The sequence below is a fragment of the Streptomyces himalayensis subsp. himalayensis genome, assembly GCF_013778455.1.
Lineage (GTDB): Bacteria > Actinomycetota > Actinomycetes > Streptomycetales > Streptomycetaceae > Streptomyces > Streptomyces himalayensis.
In genome coordinates this window covers 399,600-414,009 of record NZ_JACEHE010000002.1, presented here as the reverse complement: position 1 = coordinate 414,009, position 14,410 = coordinate 399,600, and the positions used below count along the sequence as shown (strand labels likewise).

The 14,410-nt window shown below is 69.0% G+C and carries 12 protein-coding genes and 2 pseudogenes; 7 read left to right on the top strand and 7 right to left on the bottom strand.

Features of this window, described 5'->3' with window-relative positions; all coding sequences use genetic code 11:
* Nucleotides 1-433: 433 nt before the first annotated feature.
* Nucleotides 434-1,990: a protein kinase domain-containing protein gene (locus tag H1D24_RS05665; protein ID WP_181656248.1), complete on the top strand. Its 1,557-nt coding sequence runs from the start codon at nt 434-436 to the stop codon at nt 1,988-1,990.
* A gap of 83 nt (nt 1,991-2,073) precedes the next feature.
* Here H1D24_RS05665 and H1D24_RS05660 read toward each other — a convergent pair whose 3' ends face one another.
* Nucleotides 2,074-2,760 (bottom strand): response regulator, encoded by a 687-nt coding sequence (locus H1D24_RS05660; RefSeq protein ID WP_181656247.1) that lies wholly within the window; start codon nt 2,758-2,760, stop codon nt 2,074-2,076.
* A gap of 333 nt (nt 2,761-3,093) precedes the next feature.
* On the opposite strand from H1D24_RS05660, the gene pdhA reads away from it, so the two are divergent.
* The 3 genes from pdhA to H1D24_RS05645 are packed head-to-tail and all read left to right on the top strand — an operon-like array spanning nt 3,094 to nt 6,780.
* On the top strand, nt 3,094-4,266 hold the full coding sequence (gene pdhA / locus H1D24_RS05655; protein WP_181656246.1) for a pyruvate dehydrogenase (acetyl-transferring) E1 component subunit alpha: 1,173 nt from the start codon (nt 3,094-3,096) through the stop codon (nt 4,264-4,266).
* Nucleotides 4,267-4,298: 32 nt separating this feature from the next.
* On the top strand, nt 4,299-5,264 hold the full coding sequence (locus tag H1D24_RS05650) for an alpha-ketoacid dehydrogenase subunit beta (protein WP_220136441.1): 966 nt from the start codon (nt 4,299-4,301) through the stop codon (nt 5,262-5,264).
* Nucleotides 5,265-5,274: 10 nt separating this feature from the next.
* The gene (locus tag H1D24_RS05645) at nt 5,275-6,780 is read left to right on the top strand and encodes a dihydrolipoamide acetyltransferase family protein (protein WP_181656245.1); all 1,506 of its coding nucleotides are present in this window, start codon (nt 5,275-5,277) and stop codon (nt 6,778-6,780) included.
* Nucleotides 6,781-6,828: 48 nt separating this feature from the next.
* Here the strand turns inward: H1D24_RS05645 and H1D24_RS05640 are convergent, their stop codons facing one another.
* The 3 genes from H1D24_RS05640 to H1D24_RS05630 all read right to left on the bottom strand — a co-directional run bounded on the left by H1D24_RS05640 (nt 6,829) and on the right by H1D24_RS05630 (nt 7,929).
* Entirely contained in the window at nt 6,829-7,083 is a 255-nt protein-coding gene (locus H1D24_RS05640; protein WP_181656244.1) for a type II toxin-antitoxin system RelE family toxin, read from the bottom strand.
* Nucleotides 7,080-7,427 (bottom strand): hypothetical protein, encoded by a 348-nt coding sequence (locus H1D24_RS05635; RefSeq protein ID WP_181656243.1) that lies wholly within the window; start codon nt 7,425-7,427, stop codon nt 7,080-7,082. Before H1D24_RS05635 ends, H1D24_RS05640 begins: the two co-directional genes overlap by 4 nt.
* Nucleotides 7,428-7,491: 64 nt before the next feature.
* Nucleotides 7,492-7,929 (bottom strand): ATP-binding protein, encoded by a 438-nt coding sequence (locus H1D24_RS05630; protein ID WP_181656242.1) that lies wholly within the window; start codon nt 7,927-7,929, stop codon nt 7,492-7,494.
* 241 nt (nt 7,930-8,170) lie between these two features.
* Between H1D24_RS05630 and H1D24_RS05625 the strand changes: the two genes are divergently transcribed.
* Nucleotides 8,171-9,052 (top strand): DUF5753 domain-containing protein, encoded by an 882-nt coding sequence (locus tag H1D24_RS05625; protein WP_181656241.1) that lies wholly within the window; start codon nt 8,171-8,173, stop codon nt 9,050-9,052.
* 3 nt (nt 9,053-9,055) lie between these two features.
* Nucleotides 9,056-9,247: a DUF397 domain-containing protein gene (locus H1D24_RS05620; RefSeq protein ID WP_181656240.1), complete on the top strand. Its 192-nt coding sequence runs from the start codon at nt 9,056-9,058 to the stop codon at nt 9,245-9,247.
* Here the strand turns inward: H1D24_RS05620 and H1D24_RS05615 are convergent.
* Nucleotides 9,225-12,467: a tetratricopeptide repeat protein gene (locus H1D24_RS05615; protein WP_181656239.1), complete on the bottom strand. Its 3,243-nt coding sequence runs from the start codon at nt 12,465-12,467 to the stop codon at nt 9,225-9,227. The genes H1D24_RS05620 and H1D24_RS05615 overlap by 23 nt on opposite strands.
* 428 nt (nt 12,468-12,895) lie before the next feature.
* Nucleotides 12,896-13,059, bottom strand: a pseudogene (locus H1D24_RS44370) (D-alanyl-D-alanine carboxypeptidase); the annotation flags it as partial.
* Nucleotides 13,060-13,085: 26 nt separating this feature from the next.
* Between H1D24_RS44370 and H1D24_RS05610 the strand changes: the two are divergent.
* Nucleotides 13,086-13,211: pseudogene (locus tag H1D24_RS05610) on the top strand (2-oxo acid dehydrogenase subunit E2); the annotation flags it as partial.
* 73 nt (nt 13,212-13,284) lie between these two features.
* Here H1D24_RS05610 and H1D24_RS05605 read toward each other — a convergent pair.
* The gene (locus H1D24_RS05605; protein WP_181656238.1) at nt 13,285-14,202 is read right to left on the bottom strand and encodes a D-alanyl-D-alanine carboxypeptidase family protein; all 918 of its coding nucleotides are present in this window, start codon (nt 14,200-14,202) and stop codon (nt 13,285-13,287) included.
* Nucleotides 14,203-14,410: the final 208 nt, after the last annotated feature.

The window sequence follows — 14,410 nt, the reverse complement described above, 5'->3', positions numbered from 1 at the left end:
GCCCGGCAGGCGCATCGCGCGCGTGCCGGGCCTCGTCAGCGTTCCGTGGAGCCAGAGCTGTGCCTACGCCGGGTCGCCTGTCGTTCTTGAAGGCGAAGTCCGGCACCCCGAGACGAGGTTTCTGTGCGTGAGTTTGGCCACGGCCTGGACTCTGCGCTGGAACCCCTCGGGGAAGGCGTGTTCACGCGGTCAAACTCGGTGCTCGTTCCGTGACCGTACGGGCAGGATGCGTTCGCGGGAGCGTTACAGGGCCTGTACAGGCGGTACACAGGGTGTGCATGGCCGGGGCCCCGGATTTGCATGGTGACGGTCGCCGGAGGTTTGATGGCCGGTCCATCTCGGACCGGCGCGTTGCGTGAGGCTGTAGCGTGGGCCGACGGAAGACCGTAAGAACCACCGCGCGGACGCGGGGCAGAAACGACGGCGAGGACTGATGGCACAGACGCAGCGCGCTCAGGGCCCGTCCGACCCCGAGGCGACTGGCGGCGGTATGTCAGATGCGCCGGAAATGTGGGGTAAAGGCGGACTTGTTGGGGGCGGCCGGTATCGGTTGACCCGCAGACTCGGCCGGGGCGGCATGGCCGAGGTGTTCGCGGCCGAGGACGTACGGCTCGGCCGCACGGTCGCCGTCAAGCTTCTCCGCTCCGACCTCGCCGAGGACCCCGTCTCCAAGGCCCGCTTCACGCGCGAGGCGCAGTCGGTCGCGGGCCTCAACCACCACGCCGTGGTGGCCGTCTACGACTCCGGCGAGGACCAGGTCGGCGGCAGCACCGTGCCGTACATCGTCATGGAGATCGTCGAGGGCCGCACGATCCGCGATCTGCTGATCAACGCGGAGGCCCCGGGCCCCGAGCAGGCGCTGATCATCGTCTCCGGAGTCCTCGAGGCGCTCGCCTACTCGCACCAGCACGGCATCGTGCACCGCGACATCAAGCCGGCGAACGTGATCATCACCAACACCGGTGCGGTGAAGGTGATGGACTTCGGCATCGCGCGCGCCCTCCACGGCGCGCAGTCCACGATGACGCAGACCGGCATGGTCATGGGCACCCCGCAGTACCTCTCGCCCGAGCAGGCCCTGGGCAAGGCCGTCGACCACCGCAGCGACCTGTATGCGACCGGCTGCCTGCTCTACGAACTCCTCGCGCTGCGCCCGCCGTTCACCGGCGAGACCCCGCTGTCCGTCGTCTACCAGCACGTCCAGGACATCCCCGTGCCGCCGTCCGAGGCCTCGGACGCGGCGCCGCCCGAGCTCGACGGCCTCGTCATGCGCTCGCTCGCGAAGGAGCCGGACGACCGGTTCCAGACGGCCGAGGAGATGCGCGGGCTCGTCCAGTACGCGTTGCAGATGCTCTACGAGAAGGGCAGCCACACCGGTACGTGGAACACCGGTCCCGTCGACATGCACGAGGGCGGCTCCACGCCGGCGATGGGCGTGGCGGGTACGACCGCCCTGCCGCACCCCGGGGAGCCGGGCACCGCGCAGATCCCGCAGCCGATGCTGCGGCCGCCGGGCGGCGACGACGGCGGTTTCGACGGCGGCTACCGCGAGGGGGGCGGCAGCGGCCGCGGCAAGCTGTGGCTCCTCGCCGTGCTCGCGGTGATCGCCATCGCGGCGGGCGTCGCGCTGGCACTCAACGACGGTGGCGGGGAGGGCGGCGGCACGGACACCACGCAGTCGCCGACGGTTACCCAGTCCGACGAGGAGAAGACGCCGAGCGAGACCGCGTCCGACGAGGAGACCGAGGACACCTCCGTCCCGGACGACGACACGGGCGGTCAGACGGACTACACGCCGTCGCCGTCGCAGTCCACCGGCGACGTGAGCCCGTCGCCGAGCGAGACGGAGCCGACGGACGAGCCGACGCAGACGACTCCGTCGGAGACGGAGGCGACGTCCGACGATCCGACTCCGTCGGAGACGGGGCAGACGCCTTCGGACGACGTGACGGTCCCGCCGACGGACTTCGGCGGCAGCACCGGGGGGTGACCTGTCTGGGGGCTCTGCCCCCAGACCCCCGGAATCGCCCTTCGGGCTCGTCCTCAAACGCCGGACGGGCTGAAATGAAGAGCTCAACCCCCCGACGACCCAGACCCCGACCCCGGCTTCTCCGCCTGCATCCGCGCCACGAACGCCGCCGCCTGCGAACGCCGTTCCATCCCCAGCTTCGAGAGCAGCCCGGAGACATAGTTCTTGATCGTCTTCTCGGCGAGGTGCAGCCGTTCGCCGATGGCGCGGTTGGTCAGGCCCTCGCCGATCAGGTCGAGGATCTTCCGCTCCTGCTCGGTCAGGTTCGACAGCCGGTCGTCGCCCTTCTCGGCCTGGCCGGTGCGCAGGCGCTCCAGGACGCGGGCCGTCGCGACCGGGTCGAGCAGGGACTTTCCGGCGGCCACGTCGCGTACCGCGGAGAGCAGTTCGTTGCCGCGGATCGCCTTCAGGACGTAGCCGGAGGCGCCGGCCATGATCGCGTCGAAGAGGGCCTCGTCATCGGCGTACGAGGTGAGCATCAGGCACTTGATCTGCTCGTCCCTGGAGCGGATCTCGCGGCAGACCTCGACGCCACTGCCGTCCGGCAAGCGTACGTCGAGCACCGCCACGTCGGGGCGGGTGGCCGGAATGCGCACCAGCGCCTCCTCGGCCGTGCCCGCCTCGCCGACGACCTCGATGTCGTCCTCTCCGGAGAGGAGATCATGGACGCCGCGGCGTACCACCTCATGGTCATCGAGAAGAAATACCCTGATATGTCCGCTTTCCTGCACCCGATAAGTCTCACACACGTACTCTTCCCGCGCCCGGTGTCGCCGGGATAACGTGCCGGTGTTCCGGCCCTCTGCAGGGCGCTGACCAGTGCTGTGACCAGCGACTGTTCCCCTGATCCTCGATTTACTTGGAAATCCAAGCAAAATCGCAGGTCAGAGGGGTTTCGCAGATGCGCGGGGCACTGGGTAACGTGCCTACTGCAGGGCGCTCGCCGGGGCACATTCCACGCCTGTTCCCGGCCGAGTCGCACCCACCCCGTGCAGCGTACGGATCAGGCGAGCCGCACCTGCCACCCGGCAAACCCGGGGGGCCGGACCGACGGAGGAGCACACGTGACCGTGGAGAGCACTGCCGCGCGTAAACCGCGCAAGCGCAGCACCGGCGCCCGGAAGGCGTCGCCGAAGGCATCGCCGGGCGCGCGATCGGAGCCTGAACTCGTACAGCTGCTGACCCCCGAGGGCAAGCGGGTCCCGCATGCGGAGTACGAGGAGTACGTCGCCGACATCACCCCCGAGGAACTGCGCGGGCTGTACCGGGACATGGTGCTGACCCGCCGCTTCGACGCGGAGGCGACCTCCCTGCAGCGCCAGGGCGAGCTGGGCCTGTGGGCCTCGCTCCTCGGCCAGGAGGCCGCCCAGATCGGCTCCGGCCGCGCGACCCGCCAGGACGACTACGTCTTCCCGACCTACCGCGAGCACGGCGTCGCCTGGTGCCGCGGCGTCGACCCGACGAATCTGCTCGGCATGTTCCGGGGCGTCAACCACGGTGGCTGGGACCCGAACCGCAACAACTTCCACCTGTACACGATCGTCATCGGCTCGCAGACGCTCCACGCCACCGGCTACGCGATGGGCCTGGCCAAGGACGGCGCGGACTCCGCCGTGATCGCGTACTTCGGTGACGGCGCCTCCAGCCAGGGCGACGTCGCGGAGTCGTTCACCTTCTCCGCGGTCTACAACGCTCCCGTCGTGTTCTTCTGCCAGAACAACCAGTGGGCCATTTCCGAGCCGACCGAGAAGCAGACCCGCGTGCCGCTCTACCAGCGCGCCCAGGGCTACGGCTTCCCGGGCGTCCGCGTCGACGGCAACGACGTACTCGCCTGCCTGGCCGTGACCAAGTGGGCCCTGGACCGCGCCCGGCGCGGCGAGGGGCCCACGCTCGTCGAGGCCTTCACCTACCGCATGGGCGCCCACACGACTTCCGACGACCCGACCCGCTACCGCCTCGACGACGAGCGCCTCGCATGGGAGGCCAAGGACCCGATCCTTCGGCTGCGCACCTATCTGGAGGCCGAAGGCCACGCGGACGAGGGATTCTTCGCGGAACTCGAAGCGGAGAGCGAGGCCTTGGGCAGGCACGTGCGGGAGAAGGTGCGGGCCATGCCGGATCCGGACCACTTCGCCATCTTCGAGAACGCGTACGCGGACGGGCACGCGCTCGTCGACGAGGAGCGCGCCCAGTTCGCCGCCTACCAGGCGTCGTTCGCAGACGGGGAAGGGGCCTGATCGTGGCTGCAGAGACTGTGACATCCAAAAGCATGGCCCTGGCGAAGGCGATCAACGAATCGCTGCGCACGGCGCTCGAGACCGACCCCAAGGTCCTGATCATGGGTGAGGACGTCGGCAAGCTCGGCGGCGTCTTCCGGGTCACGGACGGGCTGCAGAAGGACTTCGGCGAGGAGCGGGTCATCGACACCCCGCTCGCCGAGTCGGGCATCGTCGGCACGGCGATCGGCCTCGCGCTGCGCGGTTACCGCCCGGTCGTGGAGATCCAGTTCGACGGCTTCGTCTTCCCGGCGTACGACCAGATCGTCACCCAGCTCGCGAAGATGCACGCGCGTTCGCTCGGCAAGGTCAAGCTGCCGGTCGTCATCCGGATCCCCTACGGCGGCGGCATCGGCGCGGTCGAGCACCACTCCGAGTCGCCCGAGGCACTGTTCGCGCACGTGGCGGGCCTGAAGGTGGTCTCGCCTTCGAACTCGTCCGACGCCTACTGGATGATGCAGCAGGCCATCCAGAGCGACGACCCGGTGATCTTCTTCGAGCCGAAGCGGCGCTACTGGGACAAGGGCGAGGTCGACACCGAGGCGATCCCCGGACAGCTGCACAAGGCCCGTGTCGTGCGCCCGGGGTCGGATCTGACGCTCGTCGCGTACGGCCCGATGGTGAAGGTCTGCGTGGAGGCCGCGGCCGCAGCGGAGGAGGAGGGCAAGTCCCTCGAGGTCCTCGACCTGCGCTCCATGTCGCCGATCGACTTCGACAGCGTGCAGACGTCGGTGGAGAAGACCGGACGCCTGGTCGTGGTCCACGAGGCCCCGGTGTTCCTGGGGACGGGTGCGGAGATCGCCGCGCGCATCACCGAGCGGTGCTTCTACCACCTCGAGGCCCCCGTGCTGCGGGTCGGCGGCTACCACGCCCCGTATCCGCCGGCGCGCCTGGAGGAGGAGTACCTGCCGGGCCTGGACCGGGTGCTCGACGCCGTCGACCGCTCGCTGGCGTACTGAGGAGAGGGTCGTGACGACGATGACAGACGCTTCGCCGACCGCGGTCCGCGAGTTCAAGATGCCAGACGTGGGCGAGGGGCTCACGGAGGCGGAGATCCTCAAGTGGTACGTCCAGCCGGGTGACACGGTCACCGACGGGCAGGTCGTCTGCGAGGTCGAGACCGCCAAGGCGGCCGTCGAACTGCCCATCCCCTACGACGGGGTGGTGCGGGAGCTGCGGTTCCCGGAGGGCGCGACGGTGGACGTCGGAGAGGTGATCATCTCCGTGGACGTGGCGGGCGGGGGAGCGCCCGACGCCGGTTCGCCCGCTCCCGAGGCTTCCGAATCCGCCGAGGAGGCTCAGCCGGAAGGACGGCAGCCGGTCCTCGTCGGGTACGGGGTATCGCAGTCCTCCACGAAGCGGCGGCCCCGCAAGGGCACGGGTGTCCCGGGCGGGAGCGTCCCGGCCCCGGGTGTTCCGGCGCAGCAGCCGGAGCCGCGGCAGCCCGGGCCGGAGAAGCAGGCACCGGCGGAGCCGTACTTCCCGCCGGCGCCCGCCGAGGCCACCGCCGCGCTCCAGACCGAGCTGAACGGTCACGGCGGCGCGACCACCGAGGCCCGACCGCTCGCCAAGCCCCCGGTCCGTAAGCTCGCCAAGGACCTCGGTGTCGACCTGGCGACCGTGACGCCCACCGGGCCCGGCGGGATCATCACGCGCGAGGACGTGCACGCCGCGGCCGCCCCGGCTCCACAGCCTGCGGTGACCGAGGCCCCGGCCGCGCCTGCCGCCCCCGTGCCGGCCGCCGTGCCCGCACCCGCGGTCACGTTCGAGGGCGTTCGAGAGACCCGTATCCCCGTCAAGGGCGTCCGCAAGGCCACCGCCCAGGCGATGGTCGGCTCGGCCTTCACCGCGCCGCATGTCACGGAGTTCGTGACGGTCGACGTGACGCGCACGATGAAGCTCGTCGACGAGCTGAAGCAGGACAAGGAGATGGACGGTCTGCGGGTCAACCCGCTGCTGCTCATCGCCAAGGCGCTCCTGGTCGCGATCCGCCGCAACCCGGAGATCAACGCCTCCTGGGACGAGGCCAACCAGGAGATCGTGCTCAAGCACTACGTCAACCTGGGCATCGCCGCCGCCACGCCCCGCGGTCTGATCGTGCCGAACATCAAGGACGCACACGCCAAGACCCTGCCGGAACTGGCCAGGGAGCTCGGCGAGCTGGTGTCCACGGCTCGTGAGGGGAAGACCTCCCCGGCCGCGATGCAGGGCGGCACGGTCACCATCACCAACGTCGGCGTGTTCGGCGTCGACACCGGTACGCCCATCCTCAACCCCGGCGAGTCCGCGATCCTCGCGGTCGGTGCGATCAAGCTTCAGCCGTGGGTCCACAAGGGCAAGGTCAAGCCCCGGCAGGTCACCACGCTCGCGCTGTCCTTCGACCATCGTCTGGTGGACGGCGAGCTCGGCTCCAAGGTGCTGGCCGATGTCGCGGCGATCCTGGAGCAGCCGAAGCGGCTGATCACCTGGGCGTGAGGTGAGGATGCCGGGGCCGTCTTACGCGGGGATGGCCCCGGCGCCCGGTCAGGCTGCCGTACTGCCGACCATGAGGATCTTGATCGCGACAGTGCTGCCGTCGATCTCGTATGTGGCTCTGTACCCGCCGACACGCAGTCGTCGCAGATTGGTGGTGCCGAGCTTGCTGCTCGTCGCAGGCTCGGGGTTCTGGGCGAGCGCGTTGATCGCCTTGACGAGGGGTTTCACCGCGTCGCCGTCGCGGGCCCGGAGTCGTTTGAGGCCTTCGGAAGCTGCCCTTTCCCAGATGATCGTGTAGCTCAAGAGGCTTCCGCTCCGGTGACGAGGGCGTTGATCTCGGCCTGGGTGGACGTAGGACCGCCCGCGGCCCGGGCGTACAAAGACACGGCCACGTCGGCGAAGTTGATCGCTTGCTCGCGTGCGTCCCCCTCCGGAGCCGAGTCGGCGAGGGCCTGGGTCCACCAGTGGTTGAGGAACGCCTCGAAAGCGCCGGAGTCGGCCAGGGCGCCCAACTCGGTGTAGAAATCAGCACGGTGGTCGAGTCGCAGGGCTGCCCCGATGCCGTCGACCGTGCGCGGGACGACCTCACCCGTGAATCCAATGGCTCCCCGAGCCTCGGCCACCGCGGTCTGCCACTCGGCTGCCATTTGCGCCTCCTTTCGCCGTGCCGCCACGGTACCGCCACGGCACCCTCGCAGACGGCCGAGCAGGCTACGCATCAGTCCCTCCGGGAATATCCAGTTCTGTCCAGACCGTCTTGCCGACGGTGAGCTTCTCCACGGCCCACCGGTCGGCGAGCGCGCAGACGATGAGCAGGCCACGGCCGAACTGGTCGTCGGCGCTGGATACGCGGGGGTTCGGGAGCCGCTCTCCCCTCGGGTCGGTGACGGCGACGCGTAGCGTCTTGCCGGACAGCGACGTCTCGACACGGAACAGCCGGTCTCGCAGGCACCCGTGCAGCAGGGCGTTGGTGCATAACTCGCTTGCCAGCAGCGCAGCGTGTTCGGCTTGGGTCGCGTGTCCCCAGTCGACGGCGAGTTGGGCGACGTGTCTGCGAGCTCGGGGGATGTTCTGCGGATATGGGGTGTAGCTGACGGCGTCGTAGCGGTCGTAGTCGTCGGGAAGGCCGGGAGGGCAGAAGTCGGTCACGGGAGCGCACCTCCTTGAGCGATGCACGGAGCCCAGATGGGGTGGCTCTGCCGTACGGCGCTGGTGTGGGCAGCACGGTGCACTTCCGCCAACTGGTGTCGCTGAGTGGGTGATTGAGTGCTGAAAGTAGCGGTGGTCATGCAGCGCATGCAAGTAGTCTCGGAGAAATATGTCCCCAAAATTGCTTGCGGTGCCGCGCCAGCGAACTGCACACTGGCCCGGACTCTGGAGGTAATCCGACGTGACCACAGCCAAGTTCACGCGCGGAAACCGCGTATCCACCGTCCTTGCCCGCAAGTTGGGCGGCGAGCTGTTGCGGCTGCGTGACGAGGCCAGCCTCACGCAGCCGCAGGCCGCGGCAGCGCTGTCGGCGACCGCGGCCAAGGTCGCCAAGATGGAGCGGGGGTGGGTGCCGTTCCGCGACCCGGACATCCGGATCTTGTGCGAGCTGTACGGTGTGACCGACCCGAAGGTCGTAGAACGTCTGCTGAGCCTCGCCAAGACGGACCGCGAGCGGCGCAAGGCCAAGGGCTGGTGGAATCAGTACCCCGAGCTGCGCTCCCTGGTGGAGTACGTGGCCCTGGAGGAGATTGCGACAGGTGTACGTACCTGGCAAGGGGCCTTCATCCCAGGACTCTTGCAGACGCCCGACTACGCCAGGGCCCTGGCTGTCGGCAACGCCGACTGGGACGATCCGGATGAGATCGAGCGCTTCGTCGAGGCTAAGGTCGCCCGGCAGGCGCGGCTCACGGACGACAAGCCGATCAGCCTGTGGGCGGTTGTCGGCGAAGGGGCGCTGCGCCAGCTCGTGGGCGGACGCGAGGTCATGCGCGTACAGCTGGCGCGCCTGGTCGAGGCATCCCGCCTTCCCAACGTCAAGCTTCAGGTGGTTCCCTTCCTCTCCGGTTCCCACCCCGGGATGACCAGCGCCTTCAGCGTCGTCTCATTCGCTGAACCCGGCGCGATGGACGTGGTCTACATGGACACGACCTCGTCTACCCTGTGGCTGGAGAGCGAGGCGGACGCTGCACGTCACAACGCCACGTTCGAGCGGATCGCCAGGAACGGGCTCGCTCTTCGCGATTCTGTCGCCCTGATCGAACGCATCCGCAAGGAGCTGTGAGCCGTGCCGCATTTCGAGTTCGTCAAGTCCAGCCATAGCAGCGGCAACGGCGAGTGTGTCGAAGTCGCCCGCAACATCCCCGGCACCGTCGCTGTCCGCGATTCCAAGGACCCGGACGGGCCGATACTCCGGCTCACGCCGGATGCATGGGCGTCGTTCTCGGCGTACGTCGTCAGCTGCGGCTCTCGGATGTGACCTGCGGGGACGGTGCATCCCAGGGGCGTGCCACCGTTCCGTCGGGCTCCCAGCCGTAGCGGCGAAGGCGCAGTGCCTCCCCCTTCCGCCCGGTCCGCTCCAGCAGTCGCAGCGCGCGCTGCCACTCCTCGAGGCTGGCCGTCAGCTGACCTCCTTGGCACAGGGCGAGCGCCTCTTCGTATCGGCTGGCCGCCTCCAGCAGCCGAACGGCGGCCCGGGCTGCACGGGTGTCACCCTCTTTGGCTCTCTTCTGCAGGGCAGGCAAGCCCTCCTGGGACGAGGTCGCCTCTAAGACGTTCCAAAGATGGAACCTGGCCGAGTCGTGACCTTCTTGTTCGAGCTGCCGGAGCCAGTCGATCGCCGCCTGGGCGCGGCCCGTCCTGCGCAGTAGCCGCACCACGCGCTGGAGAGAGACTTCATCGCCCGCCGCGGCGGCCCGCTGATACCAGGCGAGCGCCTCTTCAACACGTCCGGCCTGCCGCAACATGCCTCCGGCTGACCGGAGCGCGTGCGTGTTGCCGGCTTCGACTGCTCGCTCGTACCAGGCCAGGGCTTCTTCGATCCGGCCTGCGTCGCGCAGAACGTCAGCCGTGATCTTCATGGCCCGGGGGTTGCCGGACTCCGCATGACTGAGCCACCAGGCCCGGGCGGCCTCGGCGTCGCCCGTCGCCCACAGTCGGCTGGCCCCTTCCGTGAGGGCATCCTCATGACCGGCCAGAGCCGCCCGCCGGAACCAGGAGAGTGCCGCCTCTCGCCGTCCCGCTTCCCATAGCCGGGCGCCCGCGTCGCTCATGACCTTCCAGTCGCGTGCCTTGGCCGCGCGCTCATACCACGTCAGCGCCTCTTCAATGCGGCCCGCCTTCAGAAGATTCGCGGCGGCACATCCCATGGCGTACGTGTTGCCGAGCCGGGCCGAACGCTCGTAGAGGGCGAGGGCCTCTTCAGCGCGGCTCAACTCGTGCCACAGCACTCCCGCCGCGAACGGCAGAACATGCGTCGCGCCTGCCGAAGCGCAGTCCTCCATTAAGGCGAGGGCCTCTTCAGCTCGGTCCGCCCGGAGGAACGCCCAGACTGCCTGCTTCAAGGAAAAATGCGTCTCCGCGCGGGCCGCCGCTGCATACCAGCGCAATGACTCCTCGACCTGGCCCTCTGCTTCCAGGGTGCCTGCTGCCAGGCTCATGGCGGCGTGGTCCCCGGACTCGGCGAGCCTGCACACCCACGCCAGTGCCTCCTGCGTCCGACCCTTCTCCTTCAACAGGGCAATCGCCCGGCTCGTTGCGTCGGACGCGAATGCGGAGCCTCTTTCTGCGATGCCCTGGTAGCCCTCGATCGCTTGCTCCACAGCCCCCGACTCCCGGGCTACGTGGGCGAGGTGCCAACGGGCCGCGGCATGATCGGCATCGGCGGCAGGCCTCAGCCATTCGACTGCCGTCTCGTGACGGTTGTTCCAGTAATGAGACTCGCCCACATCAGTCAGATCCCTGGCCGCGAATTCCCGGACGAGTTCGTCGTCGGATCGCAAGGCACTGATCAACAGCTCACGTAACTCATCGTCGCGGCCTGCCTCGATCAGCATCTCGCCGACCGGGAGCAGGGCCAGGGCGTCTCCGGCCGCCACGGCTCGCTTGAACCAGGCGAACGCCTCGTCGACGCGGTCCGCACGTTTCAGAAGCCGCCCCGCCGCGCAGTACGCGCGAGAATCACCCGCCAAGGCCGCGGCGGAGTACAGACGCATCGCGGTGCGCAGCAGGCCCCTGTCCTCGGCGGACCGAGCCAGCGCCGGCAGTTCCTCGCGGGCGGCGAAACCGACGAGGACATCCCACAGGCGGGCAGGGGTCGGCTTGGTGTCTCGCTCGCGGCGCCCCAGCTGCTCGAGGAAGTCGGCCAGCCGGTACGAGGGCACGGCGGGCCGGGGTTCGCCGGGCAGGGGAGGGACAGGGGTGAGCGGGCCGGGCACGCCACAGCAGTCGGCCTCTGCGTGCTCCAGTGCCCGCTGTAACCAGTCCGGGCATCTGGCGAGTCGCTGCCACTGCCTCGGTGAGAGATACGTGGCCGCGGCGGCCTCCAGCAACGGCAGGGGCAGGGCGAGTCCGTGCCCGAGTCGGCGGATGTCCATGGCGGCGTCGATCAGAGCCTTCGCCTCGGGTGGTGCACCGCGGTAGCGGGCGACCAGTACGGGGGTGCCCGCGAGGTACTGGGTCACCTCGCCGTCCTGGGCGTCGGCCAGCGCCCTGGCCAGGCGGGGGTCCTCCGAGGCCCGCTCCCGTAGGACGGCCAGGTCCTGCTCGCTGGTGAAGGCGGGCGGGACGTGGATGGCGACGCAGCTGGTGAGCAGCGCACGGGCGCGTTTGTGCCGGTCCTGGTTCCATTCCGCGGGCTCGGTGGTGAGGGCGCTCCAGGTCGCCTCCCACATCGTTCCCAGGACGAGGACGGGGGCGCGTACGGGATCGTGCAGCAGTTGGCGCAGACGGTCGGCGAATTCTTCCGCCGCGGGGTCTGCGGCCGTGGACAGACAGGGCTTCTGGGTCTCATCCCACCAGATCACCGTGCGTGGCACGACCGAATCCAGTTCCTCCAGGGCACGGGAGGGGTTCTCTGCCGTCCACAACCGCCATTCTTCTGGCAGGAGGTGCAGTGCTTCCCAGCAGGCGCGGGTCTTGCCCGTGGAGGAGCCGCCCACCAGCACCGCGGTGCGGCTCTGCCCCGCCGCGGCTTCCCCGACGATGGCGCGCAACCTTGCGTCGTGGGGCCGCTCGACGTACGGCGGCAGTACGGGAAGGCCGGCGCCGCCCTCCTCCTCACCGACTTCGATGGGCCGGTGAACCTCCAGCAGGAACGGATCGCTGAACTCCGCGATCGGCCGGCCCGGCGGGCGGAGCATCCGGGCACGGACCCACAGATCCAGCACCCGGCGCTTCATGTCCTGTACGTCCCAGGCGGCGAGACGGGCCAGCACGGTGATCACGGAGACCGCGACCAGCTGCTGCGCAGGCAGGTCCGGTGAACTGATGCAGCGGCGTACCGTGTCACGCGCCGCCTTGCGGCTGAGGCCGAAGTCGAGGCGAATCCCCTTGACGATCTCGTCCAGCGTCGGCTCTCCTGCCTCCACGTACGCCTCGTACAGCAGGTCCTTCAACTCGCGCAGCGGCCCCGGTGGCACGTGGGCCCGTGCCACATGCCGTCCCCGCCGCGTGGGGTTGGTCCCCTCGTCGCGACTCATCGCACCATCGTCGCGCACCGTGCCGGACCGCGTCGGCTGAACAGGGCAAATACGCCCCGTGCCCGCGCTCTCGTCGCAACTGGGAATCGGCCTGGCCGGCGGGGTGACAGTGGTCAGCGGTCGGGTGACTCAGCGACCGCCGATGACGATCCACGGAGGACAGATGTCTCGCACCCTGCATACGTCTCGCACGTCCCGCGTACGTCGCGTTTCCTGCAAGCGCCTCACACGTCGTGAGCGCTTGGCCCTGTCCCGTGCCTCGCTGGCCGGACTCGCTTCCGGTACTGCCCGGGCCGTCGTCGCCTGGCTGCTGGAGCATGCGCGTTCCTGAGGAGCGACTGGGCGGTGTCGATGCGTTGCCACACCCTGAAGGGGGCTGAACGCGGAGGAGCGGTCGGCCCCTTCTCGTACGACTCTGAAGGCCGGCGTCAGCCGAGCTTCTTGAAGCTGTAGTCGATCAGCTTCTTCGCGCCGGGGTTCGGTTGGCCACGGAGGAAGAGGCGAGGACCGTGCCGATGACCGTCTTGCCGTTCCGGGTGGCGGCGGATACGAGGCAGTACTTGGCGGATGGGCCGGAGCCGGTGCGGGCTCCTGCCCGGTGATCCGCCCAGCGGCCGGCGTGCCGTCACCACGCTCGCGCTGTCCTTCGACCATCGTCTGGTGGACGGCGAGCTCGGCTCCAAGGTGCTGGCCGATGTCGCGGCGATCCTGGAGCAGCCGAAGCGGCTGATCACCTGGGCGTAGGCGACCGGATCAGGGACGGTCGAACGGCTCGAGGGGTGTCCGGCGGTGCTGGGCACCCCTCGAGCCGTACACGTCAGTCCTGCTGTGCGCCGCTGGGCAGCGTCCGCAGCTGCATCGTCGACGCGGTGTTCGTACCGAAGCCGTAGTCCAGCAGCTTCGCCGCGTCCGTGAAGCGGTTGGTGTCGTTGAGGACGACGCCGATGAGGGTCTTGTCGCCGCGCGTGGCCGCGAAGACGAGGCACGGGCCGGCCGCCGTGCCGGTGCCGGTCTTCACTCCGACCGCGCCGCTGTAGGAGCCGAGCAGCTTGTTCGTGTTGTACCAGGTGTAGGTACGGGTGCCGCCGGTGCTGGTCGTCGCGTACCGGACGGTCTTCTGGGTCTTCACGACGGCGCGGAACGTCGAGTACTTCATCGCGCTGCGGGCCAGCTTCGCGAGGTCCTTCGGCGTCGTGTAGTTGTTCCCGGTCGTGGAGATGCCGTCGAAGGAGTCGAATTTGGTGTTGGTCAGGCCCAGGTCGGCGGCCTTCTTGTTCATCTTGCCGATGAACGACTTCACGCGCGCGGTGCGGGTGTCGCCACTGCCGAAGGTGTCGGCGAGGGCGTACGCGGCGTCGCAGCCGGACGGCAGCATCAGCGCGTAGAGCAGCTGGCGGACCGTCACCTTGTCGCCGGTCTTCAGATCCGCCGTACTGGCGCCCTTCTGGGTGACGTAGTCGCGGTAGGCCTGCCGGATGGTGACCTTGCGGTCCAGGTCGAGATTCGTCTGGCTGAGGACGACACGGGCCGTCATGATCTTCGTCGTGCTGGCCATCGGCCGCCGGGTGTTCCCGTACTTGCTGTAGATCTGGGTGCCGGACGCGTTGTCCAGCAGATAGGCGCCCTTGGCGCTGTTGGTGGGCGCGGTCGCGGCCTGCGCGGGCGACGCCAGAGCTCCGCCCGCCAGCACGGCGCCGACGGTGACGACGACGGCGGCGGCTCTGCGGATGCGCATGCCCTTGATGCTCGATATCAAAATGAACGCTCCGAATGCGCGAAATGCCCCTGAAAGAACGGCACATGAAGGTGCTTCCGTAGAGAAGACTCGCGACAGGCAGCGAAGGGATGTACGAAAGCTGAAGAAATATACGAGAACTGTGGGGCTCGTGGGGTAAATCGGGATAACCGGAGGGGTCCCATGCGGGTGACCCTCGACACAGAGG

Excerpts from the sequence above, each read along its gene's own strand:
- H1D24_RS05635 (WP_181656243.1), bottom strand. The coding sequence starts at position 7,427 with ATGGCAGCCGAGTGGCAGACCGCGGTGGCCGAGGCTCGGGGAGCCATT.
- H1D24_RS05650 (WP_220136441.1), top strand. The coding sequence starts at position 4,299 with ATGGCCCTGGCGAAGGCGATCAACGAATCGCTGCGCACGGCGCTCGAG.
- H1D24_RS05665 (WP_181656248.1), top strand. The coding sequence starts at position 434 with ATGGCACAGACGCAGCGCGCTCAGGGCCCGTCCGACCCCGAGGCGACT.
- H1D24_RS05605 (WP_181656238.1), bottom strand. The coding sequence starts at position 14,202 with ATGCGCATCCGCAGAGCCGCCGCCGTCGTCGTCACCGTCGGCGCCGTG.
- H1D24_RS05615 (WP_181656239.1), bottom strand. The coding sequence starts at position 12,467 with ATGAGTCGCGACGAGGGGACCAACCCCACGCGGCGGGGACGGCATGTG.